This window comes from gamma proteobacterium symbiont of Scutellera amethystina (assembly GCF_059730845.1).
In genome coordinates, this window is record NZ_AP035935.1 from 196,851 (window position 1) to 215,125 (window position 18,275).

Here is an 18,275-nt window from a genome sequence, read left to right on the forward strand (position 1 = left end):
GTGCCGTTGAGAGGTAAGGGCGGTTTAGTCGAACTGGGTATTGATGATGGCTTCTACCAGCACGCGGCCGGCGGGGGTGAGCGTGACGTAGCGGCCATCGCTGTGCACTAACTCGCGCTGCTGCAACTCACGCAGCGCACGGGCGATGGTCGGCTGGGCAAACAGGCTGACGCCAAACTTCTGCTGAAACAGCACATCGTCGAGCGGAATCAGCGTTGACAGCGCCATCTTGCAGCCGTTGATGGCCTGCTGATCCGGCGACATACCGCGCACCGAGGCGATCGGCAGCTCACCGTTATCCAGTGCGCGCTGATAATCGGCGTAGTCGGTCAGGTTAATCAGCTCCGCGCCGGCACATTTGGAGCTGCCGCCAAGGCCAATCGCCACTTCCGGTGCCTGCTGGTCGAGATCGGTAATGATCGCTTTCCACTTCTCCGGCGGTGCGCTGCGATGGTGGAAATACATGGTGGGATGTTCAAGGTAATCGCCATCCAGCCACTGCTCGGCCAGCGCGCGCATCTGATACTGCTGACCCAGACTGGGCATCGCCGCATTCTTACGCTGCCAGGCATTTTCTCCCTCCGCCGACACGCCGGTGCGGCTCTCGGCGAACGGCTTCATGTGCAGCTTGGTGAACACCAGATGCGACAGGTCAAGCGCGCGCGCCTGCTGCAGATCGTCACGCACGTCATCCACCGTTTGTCCCAGCAGGCCATACATCAGATCGACGCTGACCAGGGCGAAGCCCAGCTCGCGCGCATCACGAATCACCTTGTAGCAGGCATCCGCGCTGTGCAGGCGACCACAGCCTTTGATCAGGCGGTCTGAGAATGACTGCGCGCCAAACGACAGTTTGCTGAAGCCCAGTTCACGCAGCTGCGCGAGGAATTCGCGCGTCAGCGTGCCGGGCTCGCCTTCGAAGCGCAGCGTGGCCTCGCGGAAGTTGAAATGGTTGCGGTAAAAATCCATTAAGCGCCGCAGCTCATCCGGTGGCAGCAGCGAGGGCGTGCCGCCGAACAGGTTGAACTCACCCACCGGCACTTCACCCAGCGCCGGCAACTGCGCCAGCCACAGTTTCGCCTCCTGAATGTTGCGATCGACGATATCGCGGAACAGCTCAGGCGCGCGCGGCGACTGCGGATTTACAATCACCGTAGGAAACTGGCAAAAGTGGCACTTGTAGCGGCAGGTGGGGATATACGCCCACAGATGAATTTGCGGCGCATGGCTCAGGCTGTGCTGCATGGCGCGGAAAAAATTCGGCAGCGGAAAATCGTCGATATCACCGGGAAACACATGGCAGCCAAAAGGATCATGCACCACGTATTCCAGCAAATCGGCGTTTTCCGGCCGGCTAAGCACCTCGCATATGGCCGGGCGAGGATAGTGACGATCGATATCCTGCAGGGATTGCAGCCAGGCAGCACGCATCAGAATACCCCGCCGTTTGCAAAGTAGTTATGCGCCTCACCGGATTCGCGATCTTCGCAGTAATACCAGACAAAGCGGGCGAAATCATTTTCCGTCACCTGGGCAAAGCAGGCCGGCAGCGGCGGTGGCTCGCCAATCTCTGCGCCGACGGCACGACGCAGCGCGGCAAACAGCTCATGGCGGAATTCAAAATAGAGGCGAAACGCCGGGGTTTTGTAGCTGTGAATCGGCAGGAAATCGGTCACGCTCATCTCCTGCATCATGCTGTGAATGCGGGCGAACAGGCGTTCAGCCACCTCTGGCGTGAAGAAATTAATCACCGCGGCGTTGTCGCGCAGCAGCGACGGATTCAGCAGCACCGGCAGCACCAGATTTTTTGGCACGTAATCTTTAATCGAGTAGTGCCACGCCTGCTGCGCCTGCTCTGCGCTGACATCGGTGAACGGCGTCAGTGCGGTGAGCGTGGGTCGCACATCTTTCATGATGATGGTGCCGTTATGGCCGTAGGCCACACCTTCAATCACTTCGTGCAGCAGGTTATCCACCCGGCGGCTGTTGATCTGCACGCGGGAGTTGGGCGCATACACCGGTTTGCCGCCGGCGGCGATCACCTTGATGCCAAAATCCCAGTCGTCTGACAGATGTTCAACAAACTCACCGTTTTTCAGCTGGTAAAAAATCTCGATGCCGCCCACTTCGTCGTACAGCTGCTTTTCGACGCCAAAGCCTTTGCCGTCCGGAAAGCCGCCAAACAGGGAGAAGGAAGCGTGGCGGCAGCGCAGCGTTTTATCAATCTCCGTATACAGCCGCGGGCGCTCGTGGAAATCCGCGGTTTCGTAGTAGTAGTTACAGGTGCCCAGATCGCCGTTTTGCGCAATCATGGTGCCGACCAGTTCGTCGATCCACAGCGCATCAACGGTGCAGTCCGCATCGGCCGAAAGAATGTAGTGCTTGCGCTGAAAACCGCTGGCCTCGTCGCGCAGACCGGCGCGCTGTGAGGCGAAATCCATGCCTTTTTTCCGCGCCGAAGAGACGCCCTGCACCGTCTCCTGCAGCTGATGAATTGTCAGCTGCGGATGCTGCGCGGCAAAGGCTTCAATCAGCGCGACCGAATTATCGGTGGAATTATTATCCACCATGATCACTTCCAGATTATCAAAATTAAACAATCCGCCGGGTGAACGCTGCTGCAATATTGATTCCAGCACCGCGTTAATACGTGCTGCCTCGTTATAAACCGGCAGCACGACAGAAATAAAACAACGGTTATCCATAGTCACTCCTTAACTACACATTAAATATCTGCCGGAAGATGTGATCCGACAGCAGGGATTTTCCTTTCTGATAATTGCGCGTGGCGATGGCGTCGCGGCGTGCGTCATCCTGTAATAAGGCACTGACGCGCTGAATAAAATCGGCATCCGGCAGGCCATCATGGCTGGCGGAAATCGCCATCAGTTCGCCTTCAAAACCGTACTGGCCATACACCTCGTGATAATATTCATAGCGGGTGGCGATATAACAACGCTGATGGCTGATCGCCTCGCCAATCGGATTACCGTAGCTGTCGTAATCCCATGCGGTTAAAAACGACACCACATCGCAGGCGTGATAAAGATCCTGAATGGTGGTGGCCTGTGGATTACGCTCCATGAAGTCGTGATTTAACGCGCCAAAAAAGATGACGTAACGCTCCAGCTGGAACCGGCTAATTAACTGCTTCAATGCGTGATAATGCACGCTGTCTTCCAGCGGATCGCCGGCGACCATTAAATAAACGCGCTGTGGCTGATGCTGCGCGATAAGTTCACTGTTCAGCGCATGCAACAGGTGAATATCCCGATCGAGTCGCTTAGCCGGAATAATTCGCGTGGTGCGGGCAATCACCTTGTCCTGCGCCAGCAACCCAAACTGGCGGCGTAAATCTTTGCGCGGATGGCTCGGGTCAAAAGGATAGGTATTACGCATCACCTCGATTTCGACCTGATGTTCGCACCAGGCCGCCAGCTGTGAGGCCAGTGCCTGGTTCAGCGTGACGTAGGTAATATGCGGCGAGGGCTGCGGCCTGACGGCATGTGGCCAGGGCGCGCTGCCGTAACGCGATGAAGTGGATTCGCTGTTCCACATCAGGTCATGGTCGCGCCACAACACAAACCGGCCGAGCTGTTTAGCGGCGCCGTATTGCGCAATCGCCAGATAGAGCGCGCGGGTAAAAATAATATTATCCGGCAGCGTCCCGTTCTCAATGATTAAATAATTGATATCCAGCGCCTGCCATTTTGCGCACAGCGCGTTTGCCACCGCCTGTGCCATCTTTTCCGTCTGCTGCACCAGGATTTTTTCTGCGGCGGCATCCAGCGTCTGGCTATGATTAATCAGTACGTCATGAATATATTGCAGGAAGGCCGGGTTATAACCTTCCACCTGACGGATTTCATCATGCCGGACTAAGGTAAAATGATGCTTTAGCGAATTAATTTCATTTTCGGAATAGGGGCGTCCGAAGTTTCCCTTATCAATTTTTATGTCGTAGCCGATATCAAGAAAGGAGTTGATTCCCTGCTCGCGTAAACGAACGGCAATTTTAGTGGCTTCTACCGTAATACCCGATAATGCCACGGCATCAAAAGAGATAAAAAGGGCCTTGCGTTGTAAATCCATTTGGTCACCACGCTCATACCTGAACATTAATAGTGACTGAACGGTAAGTTAAATTATCCGGTCAAACTTTGATCTAATCCACAAAAGTTTACTGTGGCTAATTAATTAACCTTCGTTAATGCATTAATGGATAATAATGCACTGAGGGTGGTAATTTATAATATTCGTCTTTGAGTTTTGTCTTAAAATAATAACTATTACCGGCGTGTTTAGCAGTATATTTTCCTTATTTCGGGCTTAATAGTGCTGGATAGTAATTGCCATCATGCAGTTTAATTTATCTGATCAGATGCAGAATCAGGCGATAACGCGGCGGCTGGAATAGGTGTGGCGGGCGGATGAAGAAAGGGTGCGCATAACCTGCGCACCCGGAGAAGAGCATTAAGCAGAAACCCTGGTGTTACACCCCATCGGTGATCGGTTTTCTGACCAGCAGCAGGTAAGCCAGCGCGCCGACCACCGTGACGCCAGCACATATCATCAGCGCGAGGCTGAACGATTTGGTGGTATCCAGCACCCAGCCGGTAATTACTGGCGCAAAAGAGGCGAAAACAAAGCTGGCAAAGTTCTGGATACTGCCCACTGACGCCGTCATGCGCGCTGTGACGTTAGCGTGGATCAGGCCCCAGCATGAGGTACCGGCAAAGTGAATGCAGAACAGCGCCATACCAATCAGCGTCACCGCGCTGGTGGTGTCGGTGGCGCGCGTCACAAAGGTGGTAAAGGCGGCGGAGAGCAGCATGCCGCTGACAATCGACACCTTGCGCACTTTCACCGCGTCGAAACCGCGACGCACCAGCGCATCCACCACGTAACCGTTGAGCAGCATGCCCGCCGCGCCGAACAGGAAAGGAATGGCGGCCAGCAGGCCGGTGCTTTTCAGGTCCAGATGATAGGTCGACTGCAGATAGCCCGGCAGCCAGGCGATGTACAGCCACGCGGTATAGTTGATGCCGCTGAAGCCAATCATCATGCCCCACATGGTGCGCTGCTTAAACAGCCCACGCCACTCGGCGAAACTCAGCGGCTCTTTGCGTGACGCCACGCTGCCCGCCTGCAGATAGTGAATCTCTTCACCGCTCAGCTTGTTGTTATCCCGGTCGCGATAGGTGAGATACCAGCCAATGGCGAGAAACATGCCCAGCACGCCGATGGTGACAAACATGCCGCGCCAGCCCATCACCAGCATCATCGCCGCCAGAATCGGCGGTGCCACCGACAGACCAATCATCGACGCCGCGTTAAACATCCCCATCGGCATACCGCGATCTTTGATGTTGAACCAGTCGTTGATCACCTTCACGCCGCACGGGTTCATCGGCGCTTCGCCAATGCCCAGCCCGATGCGCACCAGCACAAATTGCGTGAAGTTATGCACCAGCCCGGCCGCCGCCTGGAACAGTGACCAGAAGAACATGCCGATGGCCAGCATAATGCGCGGGCCTTTGCGATCGAGCAGCGCGCCGCACGGCAGCTGGGCTAAACCGTAGGCCAGCGAAAACGCCGACAGCAACACGCCAATCTCGGTGGCCGATAAGCCCAGCTCCTCGCGGATGGTCATGTTAGCTACCGACAGCGAGCTGCGGTCAAGGTAGTTGATGATGGCGGCGAACAGCAGCAACAGCATGGCGGTGATTTGAATCTTACGGATGCGCGGAGAGCGCACCACATCGGCGCGCGCCGGCACATAATCCTGCCCGGCGTGCTCGGGTGCTGGCGCGGTGGTGCCGCCGCGTGTTGATGTATTTTCCATTGCAACCTCCCAGGTTCGGGTACTTATCGTTATCAGTCTTGGGGTTCCTGCGGCAGCGAAACGGGCTGCCCTAAGGGGCTGCCTTCGAGACTAGAAGTAAACCGCGGGAGATGTTGCAAACATGTTTCTGATTCGTGCGGGCGCTTATGCTTTGTGGTTTTTAATCGGTTTTTAATTGTACTGCCGGATAGAGCGGATCATTGAGTGTTTGGCGGTTCTGAGATGCGCATGCAGCGCGCACAGCGCGTCCACATCCTGGCGGCTGATGAGCGCGGTGAGAATCGCCATATGCTCCTCCAGCGCGACGATGTTGCGTTGTTTCAGGTCGCTTTCATCCCACTGATAATGCGAGTGAAAAATCACAGAGATAATTTCCAGTGACTGGTTGAAAAACGGATTGTTGGCGGCGGAGAGAATCAGCGTATGCATCTCTTTATCCAGCGCGGCAAACTGGCGGTAGTTGCTGGCGATGGTGTCGCGCAGCGCGCGATGACGATCCAGCAGATCGTGCGCCTGCACCCAGCGTTCATCACCGGCGGCGAGGTTAAGAAAGCGGGTCAGCGCGTGCGTTTCCAGCATTTCGCGCAGTTCAAACAGCTTTTCGGCGTACTCCTGATCGAATTTCTTCATTCGCCAGTGGCCGCGCTTAACCGGTTCCAGCAGGTTATAACGCATAAAGCGCAGCAGGAACTCGCGCACCACCACCGGGCTGACCCGCACCTGCTGCGCCAGCTGCAGCTCGGTAAAGCTATCGCCCGGCATCAGCAAACGCTGGTTAATCAGGTTAAAAAACGCCTGCTCAAACTGCACCGCCTGTTGGTCGATCGGTGGGCTGAGTACGCTAAACCCATCCTCCTCGCAGGGATCGCGCACGATGACGTAGGTCTCAGCCACTTTTTCCAGCACGCCGCGCTGATGCAGATGCTGCAGCGTGTGGCGCACCGTGGTGCGGCTGATATTAAACATCTCGGCGAGCGCTGCCTGCGGAGGCAACGGCGAGCGCACATGGCGGCGGGCAATGGCTTCCAGCATTTGATTGATGACGTTCTGGCGCAGATTCTGGCTTCGGCTCATACGGCCCTCCGGTTTTTTATGCATTAAAAACCACACAAAGCCCAAAAAAATCGCGCTGCCTCACACTTCGCACAGCGCAACCTCCCGCCGCGGTCGATTTTCGCCATAACTGCGTGAACAGCCCAGGAGGAAACGATGACGAACATGAAAACGCTGGTGGTCGCCGAACCGCGCAGCATGGTGTGGCAGCAGCGCAGCGTACCGACGCCTGCCGCGCACGAAGTCCTGATCAAACCGATTGCCGCCGGCATTTGCGGCACCGATATTCACGCCTGGGCCGGCAATCAGCCGTTTTTCTCCTATCCGCGCGTGCTCGGTCATGAGCTGTGCGGTGAAGTGGTGGCGCTGGGCGCGGCGGCGCAGGGATTTCAGCCAGGGCAGCGCGTGGCGCTGATTCCTTACGTGGCCTGTCAGCGTTGCGACGCCTGCTTAAGCGGCAAAACCAACTGCTGTGAACAGATTTCAGTGATTGGCGTGCATCAGGACGGGGGTTTTTGCGAGTTTCTCAGCGTGCCGGACACTAATTTGCTGGCGGTTGACGATGTGGCGCCTGAAGCAGCGGCACTGATCGAGCCCTTTGCCATCAGCGCCCATGCGGTGCGACGCGCGGCGCTGGTCGCCGATGAGCAGGTGCTGGTGGTCGGGGCCGGACCGATTGGCCTGGGCGTCGCGGCGATTGCCGCCGCAGCCGGTGCACAGGTGGTGGTGGCCGATACCAGCGCTCAGCGGCGCGCGCACGTTGCGCAGCAGTTGCAGCTGGCGACGATCGATCCGCTGGCCGATGATTTTATCGCCGCGCTGCGTGCAGAGTTTGGCGGGCGGCTGGCCGCCAAAGTGATTGACGCCACCGGCAGTCCGGCGGCGATGAACAGCGCCGTGCAGCTGATTCGTCACGGCGGCACCATCGTGTTTGTTGGCCTGCACAAAGGCGATCTGGTGATCCCCGACACCGAGTTTCACAAAAAGGAGACCACGCTGCTGGGCAGCCGCAACGCCACGCGGGAAGACTTCGACAAAGTGCGCGCCCTGATGGCCAGCGGTCAGCTGCGGGCCGATATGATGCTCAACCGCCATTACGACTTCTCGACGCTGGCCGAGACTTTTGAGCCCGGGGTGATCAACAACCCTGAGCTGATCAAAGGCGTCATCCATTTCGCCCGCTAGAGAGAGTGTCAGGCGCGCAGCGTGGCAAAAAAATGTTGCCGTACCGCCTCGGCATCGACGCCCAGACACAACCGCTGGGCGCGCAGGCCGGCGAACGGATCGTCGCGCGAGGCGAGGTTGCTCACGCGCTGCAGCGTCTGGCCGCGGCTGATGCCTTCGGTCACCACGCGCACCGGCGCTGTCGTCACGCTGAACGCCTGCGGCAGCGCCAGCCACGACAGCGTCAGGGTATCGTGCAGCGCCATGCCATCAAATCCTTCTTTTTGCAGGCTGTAAGCCAGATAAGGCCGGCAGATGGCACTTAACACCGGCTGATTTAGCTGGCGCACTTCCTCTCCGCTGATCAGCACCTTGTGCGTCACATCCAGCGGCAGCATCACCACCGGCAGCGCCGAGGCCAGCACCTGATCGGCGGCATGCGGATCTTTCCAGATATTGAACTCAGCGAACGGCGTCACGTTGCCGGCGTGGCCGTCGGTGCCAAACGCGCCGCCCATGATCACCAGCTCTTTCACCAGCGGAATGATGTCTGGCGCCTGGTTGATGGCACAGGCGATATTGGTCAGCGGCCCGATTGCCACCAGGGTAATCGCGTGCGGCTGCGCGCGTACGCTGTCGATGATGAACTGTACCGCGCTGTCGGCGACATCGCTATACGGGTTATCGAAGGCATCGCCGAGACCGTCTGCGCCGTGCAGGATGGCCGGTGCGGAAGGGGCCAGCGCCAGCGGACGCGAACAGCCGCGATACACCGGCGCGCTGATGTTCATCTTTGCACAGAACAGCCGGGCGTTTTTTACCGCCTGGCCAACCGCGACATTGCCAAACACCGTGGTGATGCCCAGCAGCTGCTGCGTGCGCGCCGCATACGCCAGCGCAAAGGCGTCATCCACGCCGATATCAGTATCAAAAATCAGGGTACGCATCGGAATCTCCTCGCTGATGATGTCTGCCACGGTAAAACATAATTGTTCCCGACGATACGCTGACGGCAGGTGAATATTGTCACCTCCGCCGCGCCAGCGTATTATCGTGCCTCTGAGGTGATGGCGTGCCACCTTACCCAACCGCCCTCTGGTTACAGACGGCTGATGACGCCTGGCAACTTGCTTATCCCTGCGCGGGAGACGGCGGTGTGTCAGGTGTAGTTTCTGTCCTGCCGCGGCCCTGCGCGTATCTCAATTCAGGAGCTCCAGACTATGCTGAAGTCGCTGTTCGCGGTCATGATCGGTGGTGCCATCGGTTGCACGCTGCGCTGGCTTATCTCTTTGCGTTTCAATACGTTATTCCCCAACCTGCCGCCAGGTACGCTGATCGTTAATCTGGTCGGTGGCTTTATTATTGGCGCGGCGATGGCGTGGTTTGTGCGCAATCCGCACATCGATCCCGTATGGAAACTGCTGATCGTCACCGGCCTGTGCGGCGGGCTGACGACGTTTTCGACCTTCTCGGCCGAGATCGTGGTGTTGCTACAATCAGGAAAATACCTGTGGGCAATGTCGAGCGTGATGGTGCATGTCATCGGTTCATTGCTGATGACCTTTGCCGGTTTCGCCGTGGTGAACCTGCTGGGCTAAACGACACGCTTGAAATCACCCTTAAGAGGGGGATACTGATCAGGATGCTGTGCGGGTGGCGCACAGCCTCTGTCACCGCTTTATCCGGATGATTAAGGAGCTGTTGATGTCTGCAAACCCGAAATTCCTTAACCTGGTGCTGTTAAACGGTGAATCGGCGCAAAAGCTGCAGGCGGCGCGTGCCGCCGGGTTCGATCAGGTTGAAATGTGGCGGGAAGAGGTTACTGAGCACACGGCGGCGCTGGCCGCGCAGCTGAACCTGGGCTTTACCAATCTGCAGGTGCTGCGTGACTTTACCGGCGCGCCGGACAGCGAACGGCTGCAAAAGCGCGCCGAACTGCGTGATTTCATTCGCGTCGCGCAATCGCTGGGCTGCGATACCATTCAGGCGCCGGCAACCACGCGCGAAGACTGCGTTGCGGAGCGCATTGATGAAGATCTGCGCTGGCTGGCCTCGGAAGCCGCGCGCTATAACATGCGCATCATGTATGAACCGATGGCGTGGTGCAGCGTCGACAATACGCTGCCGCTGGCGTGGCAGCGTTTGCAGCGGCTGGATCAGCCCAATATCGGGCTGGTGGTCGATCTGTTCCACATCTGCGCACGCGGTGGCGATGCCTCTCAGCTCGACGGCATTCCGGCCGACCGCATTTATGAAGTGCAGCTGTGTGATATGGCGCAGATGCCGCCGCAGGAAAAGCAGGCGCTGAGTGATTATGCGCGCCATCAGCGCTTACTGCCCGGCGACGGCATCATTGAAGTGGAACGCTTTGTCGATAAGCTGAAAAGTGCAGGCTATCGCGGTCCGGTGGGCATCGAAGTTTTTAACGATCGCCTCAAAGCACAGCCGCCGGAAGCGGCCGCGCGTCAGGCGTGGCAGGCGCTGCAGCGCTACTGGCCTTAATCCTGCAGGCACTGGGCGATGTAGGCCGCTGCCTGCATCGCGCCGTGGCTGGAAATGGTGTGACCGGTGGTGGGTTCATACTGTGCGGTGACCGCGACGCCCGCGCTCTGCAGGCGCTGCGCGGCGGAGACGGTTTCGCTGAACGGGATGACCTCATCGGCTTTGCCGTGAATCAGCAGCGCGGAGGCATGCGGCGGCGGCGTGAGCGCCTCGTCAAAGGCCAGGCGACCGGAGAAGGCCACCACACCAGCCAGCGGATAGCGTCCGGAGGCCAGCGCATCCAGCGCCATGATCGAGCCCTGCGAGAATCCCACCAGAATCACCTTTTGCCACGCGCCGGCCATCGCGTGCTGCGCCATCAGCTGCTGCAGCGTGGCGTCAAAGGCGTCGCGCGCAGCCCGTACGCGTGCCGGACGGTTTTCCGGCGTGATGCCGGTCAGGCTGAACCACTGATAGCCCATGGCGTGTTCAAAGGGAAAGGGCGCATCGGGCGCGGCAAATGCCACGTCGGGCAGCAGCGCTGACCAGTGTTGCCCCAGCACCGCCAAATCCGCGCCATTACTGCCGACGCCATGTAAAAACACCACTAACGCTTTTGCCATTGCCCTGCTCCTTAAAAACCGTAGTCCGCCATATCCGGTCCCGCTGGCACGATGCCGTTGGGATTCAGCGCTTTAATCGAATAATAGCCCTGTTTGATGTGGTCGATGTTCACCGTTTGCCGCACGCCGGAGACCGCCAGCACACTCTTCAGATAACGATCGAGCAGCGGGTAATCGCGCAGGCGGCGCAGGTTGCATTTGAACAGGCCGTGATAGGCGACGTCAAAGCGTATCAGGGTCACGAACAGGCGGATATCGGCTTCGGTCAGTCGTTCACCCAGCAGAAAAGTGCGGCCATCTTTCAGCCGTTGCTCCAGCTCATCCAGCTGCTCAAACACCTCATTAAACGCCTGCTGATAGCTCACCTGGGTGGTAGCGAAACCGGTGCGATAAACGCCGTTATTGAGACGCGGGTAGATCGTTGCGTTCAGCGCGTCGATCTCCGGGCGCAGATCCTCAGGGTAGAGATCGAGCCGGTTGTCTGCCAGATCGCCAAAGCCGCTGTTGAACATGCGCAGAATATCCGCCGACTCATTGTTAACGATGGTCTGGGTTTTTTTATCCCACAGCACCGGCACGGTGGCGCGCCCGGTGAAGTCGGCGTCGGCGCGCGTATACAGCTGGTGGAGATACTCAGCGTTGTTCAGCGGGTCGCGATCGGCACCGGGATAATCGCCGAAGCGCCAGCCCTGCGCGCCAAGCTGCGGCTCAACCACCGACACGCTGACAATCTGCTCCAGCCCTTTCAGGCTGCGTGCAATGAGCGTGCGCGAGGCCCACGGGCAGATCAGCGCGACGTACAGATGATAGCGATCCGGCCCGGCGGCAAATTCGCTGCTGCCATCGGCGCTAATCCAGTGACGAAAGCTGGAAGTCTGGCGTACAAAGCCACCCTGTTTATCGGTGGCCTGAACCGGATGCCACTCTGCGCTCCACTTACCGTTTACCAACATCGCTCTGCTCCTCTAAAGTGATGTCAGCAGCTTACCGTGCTGCCGTTATGCTGATAATCCGGGCAAAACGGCTTTGATTGTTTCCAGAATGGAAGGAATCAGCCGGGCGGATGCAGGCGGAAGTGCTCGGCCAGAAAGTCGATCAGCAGGCGGGTTTTCTGCGCCAGATGGCGCGCGGGCGGATACAGGGCAAACAGGCCCATGGCTGGCGGCGCAAAGTCCTCCAGCAGCGTGACGATTTCGCCCCGCTGCAGCGCCGGTGCAGCGATAAAACCGGGCAGACGTGCAATGCCGAGGCCGGCCAGCGCCGCCTGCAGGCAGGCTTCGGTATTGGAGAAGCAAAGGCGGCCGCGAATCGGCATGCTGACGCTGTCGCCGCACGGCGTGACGAACGGCCAGTGCCACGGATCGCGAAAGTTGGTATCGCTGATGCACTGATGCGTCGCCAGATCGCGCCAGTGCTGCGGCGTGCCGTGCTGCAGCAGATAGCCGGGCGCGGCGGCGAGGCGAATTGGCACCTCGCCCAGACGGCGCGCAATCAGGCTGCTGTCGTCCAGCTTGCCGATGCGGATCGCCATATCGAAGCCTTCATCGACGATATTCACGGCGCGGTCGGAGAAGTTGACGTCCAGCTCAATCAGCGGATAGTGACGCGCGAACGCCACCAGCACGCTGGCCAGCACCGCGGTGCCGAAGGTGCCGGGTGCGCTAATCTTCAGGCGGCCGGTGGGCGAGCGGGCATTCTCCTGCACCGTGGCATCCAGCGCGTCGAACGCCTCCAGCAGGGTTTTCACCCGCTCGTAATAGGCGCGGCCGATCTCGGTGGGCGACAGCGCCCGTGTGCTGCGCTTGAACAGCTGCACGCCAAGCTGCTGCTCCAGACGCGACACCAGCTTTGACGCCTGGCCGCTGCTGGTGCCGAGCCGGGCGGCGGCACCGGCAAAACTGCCGACTTCGAGTACGGCGACAAACATGCGATCACAATCAAGACGATCCATGGCATTTCCTGCAAGGAAAAGGGTGAGTATACACAGGCGAAGTGAAAAATCGTGGCACGGGCCGCGACAGCAATGTGCGCAGCATGGCGCAACGACCCGCTTTACATTCAGTGCGCCGCACCTTTCGCACGGCGGCAAAACCTGCTGAACTAGGCATTCGCCTTAAGCTGGCCGGGAGCCACCAATGCCTTTGCTTCACCTGTCATCGCTGGCGGAGATCACCGCTGCCGAATGGGATGCGCTGTTACCTGACAATCAACCTTTTTTACGTCACGCCTTCCTGCTCGCGCTGGAGGAGAGTGGCAGCGTGCGCGCGGAAAACGGCTGGCAGCCGGATCATCTGCTGTGGCGCGAAGACGGCAGGCTGCGTGCGGCGCTGCCGGGCTACCGTAAACGCAACTCGTGGGGCGAATATGTGTTCGATCACGCGTGGGCCGATGCCTGCCAGCGTGCCGGCATCGCCTATTACCCCAAATGGCTCGGCGCCATTCCGTTCAGCCCGGTGACCGGTGCGCGTCTGCTGGGCGACGAGACGGCCATCATCCCGATGCTGGAAGCGCTGCCCGATGCGTTGCAGCGGCACGGCTTAAGCGGGGCGCATATCAACTTCACCACGCCGCACGCCAACGCGCTGCTGGCAACCCAGCCGGACTGGCTGGCGCGTCTCGGCGTGCAGTATCACTGGCACAATCGCGGCTACCGCGATTTTCACGACTTTCTCGACACGCTGATGTCGCGCAAACGCAAGCAGCTGCGCAAAGAGCGTGAACAGGTGGCCAGCAGCGGCTTTGCGTTTAACTGGTATCGCGGCGATGAGCTGCGTGAAGATCAGTGGGATTTTGTGTATACCTGCTACGCCAACACCTACGCGGTGCGCGGCCAGCGTCCCTATCTGACGCGCTCCTTCTTCAGCCTGCTGGCGGAGCGGATGCCGCAGGCGATTCGCGTGGTGATCGCCACGCTACAGCAGCAGCCCGCCGCCATGGCCTTCTGTCTGATGGATGACGACACGCTGTATGGCCGCTACTGGGGCTGTCTGGCGGAGTTTGACCGGCTGCACTTCGAGACCTGTTTCTACCAGGGCATGGATTTCGCCATCGCCGAAGGGCTGCAGCGCTTTGATGCCGGTGCGCAGGGCGAGCACAAGCTGGTGCGCGGCTTTGAACCGCAACTCACCCACTCCTGGCACTATCTGTGCCATCCGGGGCTGCGTGATGCGGTCGGGGATTTTCTGCAGCAGGAGCGGGCAGGGGTACACGCCTGGGCACAGGAAGCGCGCGACGCCCTGCCTTACCGGCGCGGCGATTAATCGACGCCGACAAATCCGCCGGTCTGATGCTGCCACAGGCGCGCGTACAGCCCGCCGTGCGCCAGCAGTTCGTGATGGTTACCCATCTCAACAATACCGCCATTTTCCAGCACCACCAGCCGGTCCATTTTCGCGATGGTCGACAGGCGATGGGCGATGGCGATCACCGTTTTGCCCTGCATCAGCGTCTCCAGGCTCTCCTGAATCGCCGCTTCCACTTCAGAGTCGAGCGCCGACGTGGCTTCATCCATGATCAGAACCGGCGCATCTTTCAGCAGCACGCGGGCGATGGCAATGCGCTGGCGCTGGCCGCCAGAGAGTTTGACGCCGCGCTCGCCGACGTGCGCATCCAGCCCGGTACGGCCCTGCGGATCGGAGAGCAGCGGGATAAACTCGTCGGCGCGGGCGCGCACAATCGCCGCCTGCAGTTCGGCTTCGCTGGCATCCGGACGACCGTACAGCAGGTTTTCGCGAATCGAGCGGTGCAGCAGCGACGTATCCTGGGTGATCATGCCAATCTGACTGCGCAGGCTCGCCTGTGTGACCTGCGCGATGTCCTGATCGTCAATCAGGATGCGCCCGCCGTTGATGTCATACAGCCGCAGCAGCAGGTTCACCAGCGTCGATTTACCGGCGCCGGACGGGCCAATCAGACCGATTTTCTCGCCAGGCTTGATATTGAGATTCAGGCGGTTAATCACCTGGCGGCCGCCGCCGTAGTCAAAACGCACATCCTCAAAGCGGATCTGGCCACGCATCACCTGCAGCTTTTTCGCCTGCGGCGCATCCTGCACGCTGAGCGGTTGCGCAATGGTGTTCAGGCCATCCTGCACCATGCCGATGTTTTCGAAGATGCCGTTCACCACCCACATGATCCAGCCGGACATGTTCACCAGGCGAATCACCAGCCCGGTGGCCAGCGCGATGGCGCCTACGCTGATCAGCGACTGGCTCCACAGCCACAGCGCGAGGCCGGAGGTGCTGACAATCAGCAGGCCATTGAGCGTCGACAGCGTGATATCCATGCTGGTCACCATGCGGCTGGCATGCTGGGTTTTGTCGGTCTGCTCCTGAATGGCGTCGCGCGCGTAGCGTTTTTCCAGATCGTTATGGGCAAACAGTTTCAGGGTAGCGATGTTGGTATAACCGTCAACGATGGTGCCCATCAGCTTCGAGCGCGCCTCGGATGACACCACCGAGCGCTGCTTAACGCGCGGCACAAAGAAGCGCAGCGACAAACTGTACGCCACAATCCAGACGATTAGCGGAATCATCAGGCGCCAGTCAGCTTCCGCGAACAGCACCAGTGAGGTCACGGCGTAAATCACCACGTGCCAGATGGCATCCACCAGCTGAACCGCCGAGTCACGCAGCGAGTTACCGGTTTGCATGATGCGCTGGGCGATACGGCCGGCAAAATCGTTCTGGAAGAAATTGAGGCTCTGCCGCAGCACATAGTTGTGATGCTGCCAGCGAATCATACTGGTCATGCTGGGGTTAATGCTTTGATGCACCAGCATATCGTGCAGCGCGATCACCACCGGCCGCAGCACCAGCGCCACCGCCGCCATCCACAGCAGAATCGGCCAGTTATCGCTGAACAGCGTAGCGGGCGTGGTGTGATTGACCAGATCGATAATACGGCTGAGATAGCTAAACAGCGCCACTTCGATCAGCGCCTGCGCCAGTCCGACAATCAGCAGCGCGACAAAACTTGGCCACACCTGACGCAGATAATAGAGGTAAAACGGCCACACTCTGGCGGGTGGGGAATCGGTGGGGGCATCCTGAAAAATATTGATAAAACGTTCAAAACGACGATACAACATAAGGCCACTCTTTCCGATCGGTGAGAGTTAACAGCTTAGTGCAACTGAACAGGGATTATCGACATGGATTTGCAGATTCGCGGACGCGAACCGGGCGATGCCGCCGCCTATCAACGTTTATACAGTCATCCCGAGGTGTATCGCTGGACCACGCAGCTGCCGTTTCCCAGCGTCGCCACCTGGCAGAAAAAATTCGAGCGTATGGACAGCGAAGGCTATATCGGTTTTGTGGCGGAAATCGACGGGCAGATGGTGGGCGAGCTGACGCTGTTTACCGAACAGCGGCCGCGTACGCGTCACAGCATCAGTTTTGGTATTGGCGTCGATCCGGCGTTTAGCGGTCGTGGCATCGGCGAGCGGCTGATCCGCACGGGTATCGACTATGCCTTTAACTGGCTGGGCGTGATTCGCGTTGAGCTGGAAGTGTTTCACGACAACCAGCGCGCGCTGCGTCTGTATCAGCGCCTGGGCTTTGAGCAGGAAGGCGTGAAGCGCAAGGCCTGCCTGCGCGAGGGCGAGTACCACGACATTATCGTCATGGCGATACTGCGCGAGTGATGGTTGCGTCGGCCTGCACCAGGGCGCCCGGTAACCAGGTCGCCATAAATGGCGCCCCTACAGTGTTCACAGAATATCTGTAGGGTGCGCATTCATGCGCACCAGGCAATCCAGGTCGCCATAAATGACGCCCCTACAGTGCTCACAGAATATCTGTAGGGTGCGCATTGATGCGCACCAGGCAGCTCAGCTCGCCACAATCGCGCCCCCGCAGTGTCCGTCGGCTACTGGCTGCGCTCGACGTATTTTTGCATATTTTCTTTGGTCACCAGCTCGAACGGGATCCACACGTGTGAAGCCACTTTCTCGCCTTTAATCAGCTTCTGCGCCACGTCTACCGAGGTTTTGCCCTGACCGATGGCGTCCTGAAACACCGTCACCTGCATCTTGTCCTGCGCCAGAGCCTTCAGGCCGTCCGGCGTGGCGTCGATGCCGCCCACCAGAATCTTTTTATTGCTCTTTGCCAGCGCCATTGCCGCACCAATCGCCATCTCATCGTTATTGGCCGCGACGATATCGATCGCTTCACCGTTGCCAATCCAGTTGAGCATCAGGTCCATGCCTTCGTTGCGCGCATAGTTTGCTGGCTGCTTCTGTACCACTTTCATGCCTGGGTATTTCGCCACCACCTGCTCGACATCTTTGGTGCGCTGCAGCGCGCCGGCATCGGTCAGGTTGCCGATCATGATCGCCACGTTACCTTTATAATTCGCCAGTTTAGCCAGCGCCTCCATTTGCAGCGTGCCGGATTCGCGTTCGTCCGAACCAACAAACACTACGCCGGGCGGCAGGGTTTTATCGCCTGGCGTGCGGTTGACGTACACCAGCGGTATTTTCGCCTGCTGTGCCAGTCGGGTTAGCTGTGGTGTGCTGGCGGAATCCACCGGATCGACGATGATGGCATCCACGCCGGCGCTGATAAAACTCTGTACCTGGTCGGTCTGGCGGCCGACATCGCCGCGCGCATCTTCAAACTGGGCATCCAGCCCGCGCGCTTTGGCTTCTTTATCAATGGCATGACGAATAATGGTTAGGAAGTTCTGGTCAAAATAGGCCATCGACACGCCAATCTTCTCCGCCAGCGCGGAGGCCGAACTGGTCAGCAGGCCAAGTAACAGTATCGCCTTGAGGGTTTTCATCGCAGACTCCAGAGTAAGCTGTTTATTAGAATAAATTTTTCATTGGTGTTGAAAATGGCTCAATGAAATCATTTTCAGCCTACGAGCCGGCAGCAGAGCTGGCAATCTGCTGCGTGGTAATTTGCTGTGCAGCGCACAATTTGCCCGACGCGCATGGATGCTTTGCCTGCTCATAGTGATCGCGCAAACTCTTTTCTCAGCGCTGGCGCACATTCCGCGGCGAAAGCCAGCACGGATTAAAAATTTTGTGCGCTACCGCACCTGGCTTTGTGTCAGCGACCAAAACCCGCGCCGTTTCGCCGCGCGGATTCCTTCATTCGCAC

At 58.8% G+C, this 18,275-nt stretch carries 16 protein-coding genes and 1 riboswitch; of the genes, 5 read left to right on the forward strand and 11 right to left on the reverse strand.

Annotation, left to right across the window (positions count from 1 at the left end):
• Positions 1-24 precede the first annotated feature (24 nt).
• The 5 genes from AC6I79_RS00930 to AC6I79_RS00950 form a co-directional block, all read right to left on the reverse strand.
• A complete protein-coding gene (locus tag AC6I79_RS00930; RefSeq protein WP_021507897.1) occupies positions 25-1,431 on the reverse strand; it encodes a radical SAM protein in 1,407 nt (468 codons plus the stop codon).
• Positions 1,431-2,705, reverse strand: a complete 1,275-nt coding sequence (locus AC6I79_RS00935; RefSeq protein WP_159378000.1) for a glycosyltransferase family 2 protein — start codon at positions 2,703-2,705, stop codon at positions 1,431-1,433. Before AC6I79_RS00935 ends, AC6I79_RS00930 begins: the two co-directional genes overlap by 1 nt.
• Positions 2,706-2,718: 13 nt before the next feature.
• The gene (locus tag AC6I79_RS00940) at positions 2,719-4,092 is read right to left on the reverse strand and encodes a glycosyltransferase family protein (protein ID WP_159378001.1); all 1,374 of its coding nucleotides are present in this window, start codon (positions 4,090-4,092) and stop codon (positions 2,719-2,721) included.
• A 400-nt stretch (positions 4,093-4,492) separates the two neighbouring features.
• A complete protein-coding gene (locus AC6I79_RS00945) occupies positions 4,493-5,845 on the reverse strand; it encodes an MFS transporter (protein ID WP_021507894.1) in 1,353 nt (450 codons plus the stop codon).
• 171 nt (positions 5,846-6,016) lie between these two features.
• The gene (locus tag AC6I79_RS00950) at positions 6,017-6,919 is read right to left on the reverse strand and encodes a GntR family transcriptional regulator (RefSeq protein WP_498027518.1); all 903 of its coding nucleotides are present in this window, start codon (positions 6,917-6,919) and stop codon (positions 6,017-6,019) included.
• A 135-nt stretch (positions 6,920-7,054) separates the two neighbouring features.
• On the opposite strand from AC6I79_RS00950, the gene AC6I79_RS00955 reads away from it, so the two are divergent.
• Positions 7,055-8,083: a zinc-binding alcohol dehydrogenase family protein gene (locus AC6I79_RS00955; RefSeq protein ID WP_125310450.1), complete on the forward strand. Its 1,029-nt coding sequence runs from the start codon at positions 7,055-7,057 to the stop codon at positions 8,081-8,083.
• A gap of 8 nt (positions 8,084-8,091) precedes the next feature.
• Here the strand turns inward: AC6I79_RS00955 and AC6I79_RS00960 are convergent, their stop codons facing one another.
• Complete coding sequence (locus AC6I79_RS00960) at positions 8,092-9,009, reverse strand: nucleoside hydrolase (protein ID WP_159378002.1); 918 nt, start codon at positions 9,007-9,009, stop codon at positions 8,092-8,094.
• Positions 9,010-9,116: 107 nt separating this feature from the next.
• Positions 9,117-9,191, forward strand: a riboswitch (Fluoride riboswitch).
• 91 nt (positions 9,192-9,282) lie between these two features.
• On the opposite strand from AC6I79_RS00960, the gene crcB reads away from it, so the two are divergent.
• Positions 9,283-9,660 (forward strand): fluoride efflux transporter CrcB, encoded by a 378-nt coding sequence (crcB, locus tag AC6I79_RS00965; protein ID WP_021507890.1) that lies wholly within the window; start codon positions 9,283-9,285, stop codon positions 9,658-9,660.
• A gap of 106 nt (positions 9,661-9,766) precedes the next feature.
• Positions 9,767-10,564: a sugar phosphate isomerase/epimerase family protein gene (locus AC6I79_RS00970; protein ID WP_159378003.1), complete on the forward strand. Its 798-nt coding sequence runs from the start codon at positions 9,767-9,769 to the stop codon at positions 10,562-10,564.
• Here the strand turns inward: AC6I79_RS00970 and AC6I79_RS00975 are convergent.
• The 3 genes from AC6I79_RS00975 to AC6I79_RS00985 all read right to left on the reverse strand — a co-directional run bounded on the left by AC6I79_RS00975 (position 10,561) and on the right by AC6I79_RS00985 (position 13,117).
• Entirely contained in the window at positions 10,561-11,166 is a 606-nt protein-coding gene (locus AC6I79_RS00975) for an alpha/beta hydrolase (protein WP_058759363.1), read from the reverse strand. The genes AC6I79_RS00970 and AC6I79_RS00975 overlap by 4 nt on opposite strands.
• Positions 11,167-11,177: 11 nt before the next feature.
• The gene (locus tag AC6I79_RS00980; RefSeq protein ID WP_136547232.1) at positions 11,178-12,119 is read right to left on the reverse strand and encodes a glutathione S-transferase family protein; all 942 of its coding nucleotides are present in this window, start codon (positions 12,117-12,119) and stop codon (positions 11,178-11,180) included.
• 98 nt (positions 12,120-12,217) lie between these two features.
• Positions 12,218-13,117 carry a LysR family transcriptional regulator gene (locus tag AC6I79_RS00985; protein WP_058759361.1) on the reverse strand — a complete coding sequence of 300 codons (900 nt, stop codon included), beginning with the start codon at positions 13,115-13,117 and terminating at the stop codon, positions 12,218-12,220.
• Positions 13,118-13,301: 184 nt separating this feature from the next.
• Here AC6I79_RS00985 and AC6I79_RS00990 point away from each other — a divergent pair, with 184 nt between their 5' ends.
• Positions 13,302-14,426 carry a GNAT family N-acetyltransferase gene (locus tag AC6I79_RS00990; protein WP_159378005.1) on the forward strand — a complete coding sequence of 375 codons (1,125 nt, stop codon included), beginning with the start codon at positions 13,302-13,304 and terminating at the stop codon, positions 14,424-14,426.
• Here the strand turns inward: AC6I79_RS00990 and AC6I79_RS00995 are convergent.
• Positions 14,423-16,255, reverse strand: a complete 1,833-nt coding sequence (locus AC6I79_RS00995; protein WP_159378006.1) for an ABC transporter ATP-binding protein — start codon at positions 16,253-16,255, stop codon at positions 14,423-14,425. The two genes, AC6I79_RS00990 and AC6I79_RS00995, sit on opposite strands and share 4 nt — an antisense overlap.
• Positions 16,256-16,318: 63 nt before the next feature.
• Between AC6I79_RS00995 and AC6I79_RS01000 the strand changes: the two genes are divergently transcribed.
• Positions 16,319-16,813 carry a GNAT family N-acetyltransferase gene (locus AC6I79_RS01000; RefSeq protein ID WP_021507883.1) on the forward strand — a complete coding sequence of 165 codons (495 nt, stop codon included), beginning with the start codon at positions 16,319-16,321 and terminating at the stop codon, positions 16,811-16,813.
• A 224-nt stretch (positions 16,814-17,037) separates the two neighbouring features.
• On the opposite strand, the gene AC6I79_RS01005 is transcribed toward AC6I79_RS01000, so the two are convergent.
• Positions 17,038-17,952, reverse strand: coding sequence for a sugar ABC transporter substrate-binding protein (locus tag AC6I79_RS01005; protein ID WP_021507882.1), 915 nt, complete (start codon positions 17,950-17,952; stop codon positions 17,038-17,040).
• Positions 17,953-18,275: the final 323 nt, after the last annotated feature.

What these genes read in the sequence shown, in the direction of transcription:
- AC6I79_RS00930 (WP_021507897.1), bottom strand. Translation starts at nt 1,431, where the DNA reads ATGCGTGCTGCCTGGCTGCAATCCCTGCAGGATATCGATCGTCACTAT.
- AC6I79_RS00935 (WP_159378000.1), bottom strand. Translation starts at nt 2,705, where the DNA reads ATGGATAACCGTTGTTTTATTTCTGTCGTGCTGCCGGTTTATAACGAG.
- AC6I79_RS00940 (WP_159378001.1), bottom strand. Translation starts at nt 4,092, where the DNA reads ATGGATTTACAACGCAAGGCCCTTTTTATCTCTTTTGATGCCGTGGCA.
- AC6I79_RS00945 (WP_021507894.1), bottom strand. Translation starts at nt 5,845, where the DNA reads ATGGAAAATACATCAACACGCGGCGGCACCACCGCGCCAGCACCCGAG.
- AC6I79_RS00950 (WP_498027518.1), bottom strand. Translation starts at nt 6,919, where the DNA reads ATGAGCCGAAGCCAGAATCTGCGCCAGAACGTCATCAATCAAATGCTG.
- AC6I79_RS00955 (WP_125310450.1), top strand. Translation starts at nt 7,055, where the DNA reads ATGACGAACATGAAAACGCTGGTGGTCGCCGAACCGCGCAGCATGGTG.
- AC6I79_RS00960 (WP_159378002.1), bottom strand. Translation starts at nt 9,009, where the DNA reads ATGCGTACCCTGATTTTTGATACTGATATCGGCGTGGATGACGCCTTT.
- crcB (WP_021507890.1), top strand. Translation starts at nt 9,283, where the DNA reads ATGCTGAAGTCGCTGTTCGCGGTCATGATCGGTGGTGCCATCGGTTGC.
- AC6I79_RS00970 (WP_159378003.1), top strand. Translation starts at nt 9,767, where the DNA reads ATGTCTGCAAACCCGAAATTCCTTAACCTGGTGCTGTTAAACGGTGAA.
- AC6I79_RS00975 (WP_058759363.1), bottom strand. Translation starts at nt 11,166, where the DNA reads ATGGCAAAAGCGTTAGTGGTGTTTTTACATGGCGTCGGCAGTAATGGC.
- AC6I79_RS00980 (WP_136547232.1), bottom strand. Translation starts at nt 12,119, where the DNA reads ATGTTGGTAAACGGTAAGTGGAGCGCAGAGTGGCATCCGGTTCAGGCC.
- AC6I79_RS00985 (WP_058759361.1), bottom strand. Translation starts at nt 13,117, where the DNA reads ATGGATCGTCTTGATTGTGATCGCATGTTTGTCGCCGTACTCGAAGTC.
- AC6I79_RS00990 (WP_159378005.1), top strand. Translation starts at nt 13,302, where the DNA reads ATGCCTTTGCTTCACCTGTCATCGCTGGCGGAGATCACCGCTGCCGAA.
- AC6I79_RS00995 (WP_159378006.1), bottom strand. Translation starts at nt 16,255, where the DNA reads ATGTTGTATCGTCGTTTTGAACGTTTTATCAATATTTTTCAGGATGCC.
- AC6I79_RS01000 (WP_021507883.1), top strand. Translation starts at nt 16,319, where the DNA reads ATGGATTTGCAGATTCGCGGACGCGAACCGGGCGATGCCGCCGCCTAT.
- AC6I79_RS01005 (WP_021507882.1), bottom strand. Translation starts at nt 17,952, where the DNA reads ATGAAAACCCTCAAGGCGATACTGTTACTTGGCCTGCTGACCAGTTCG.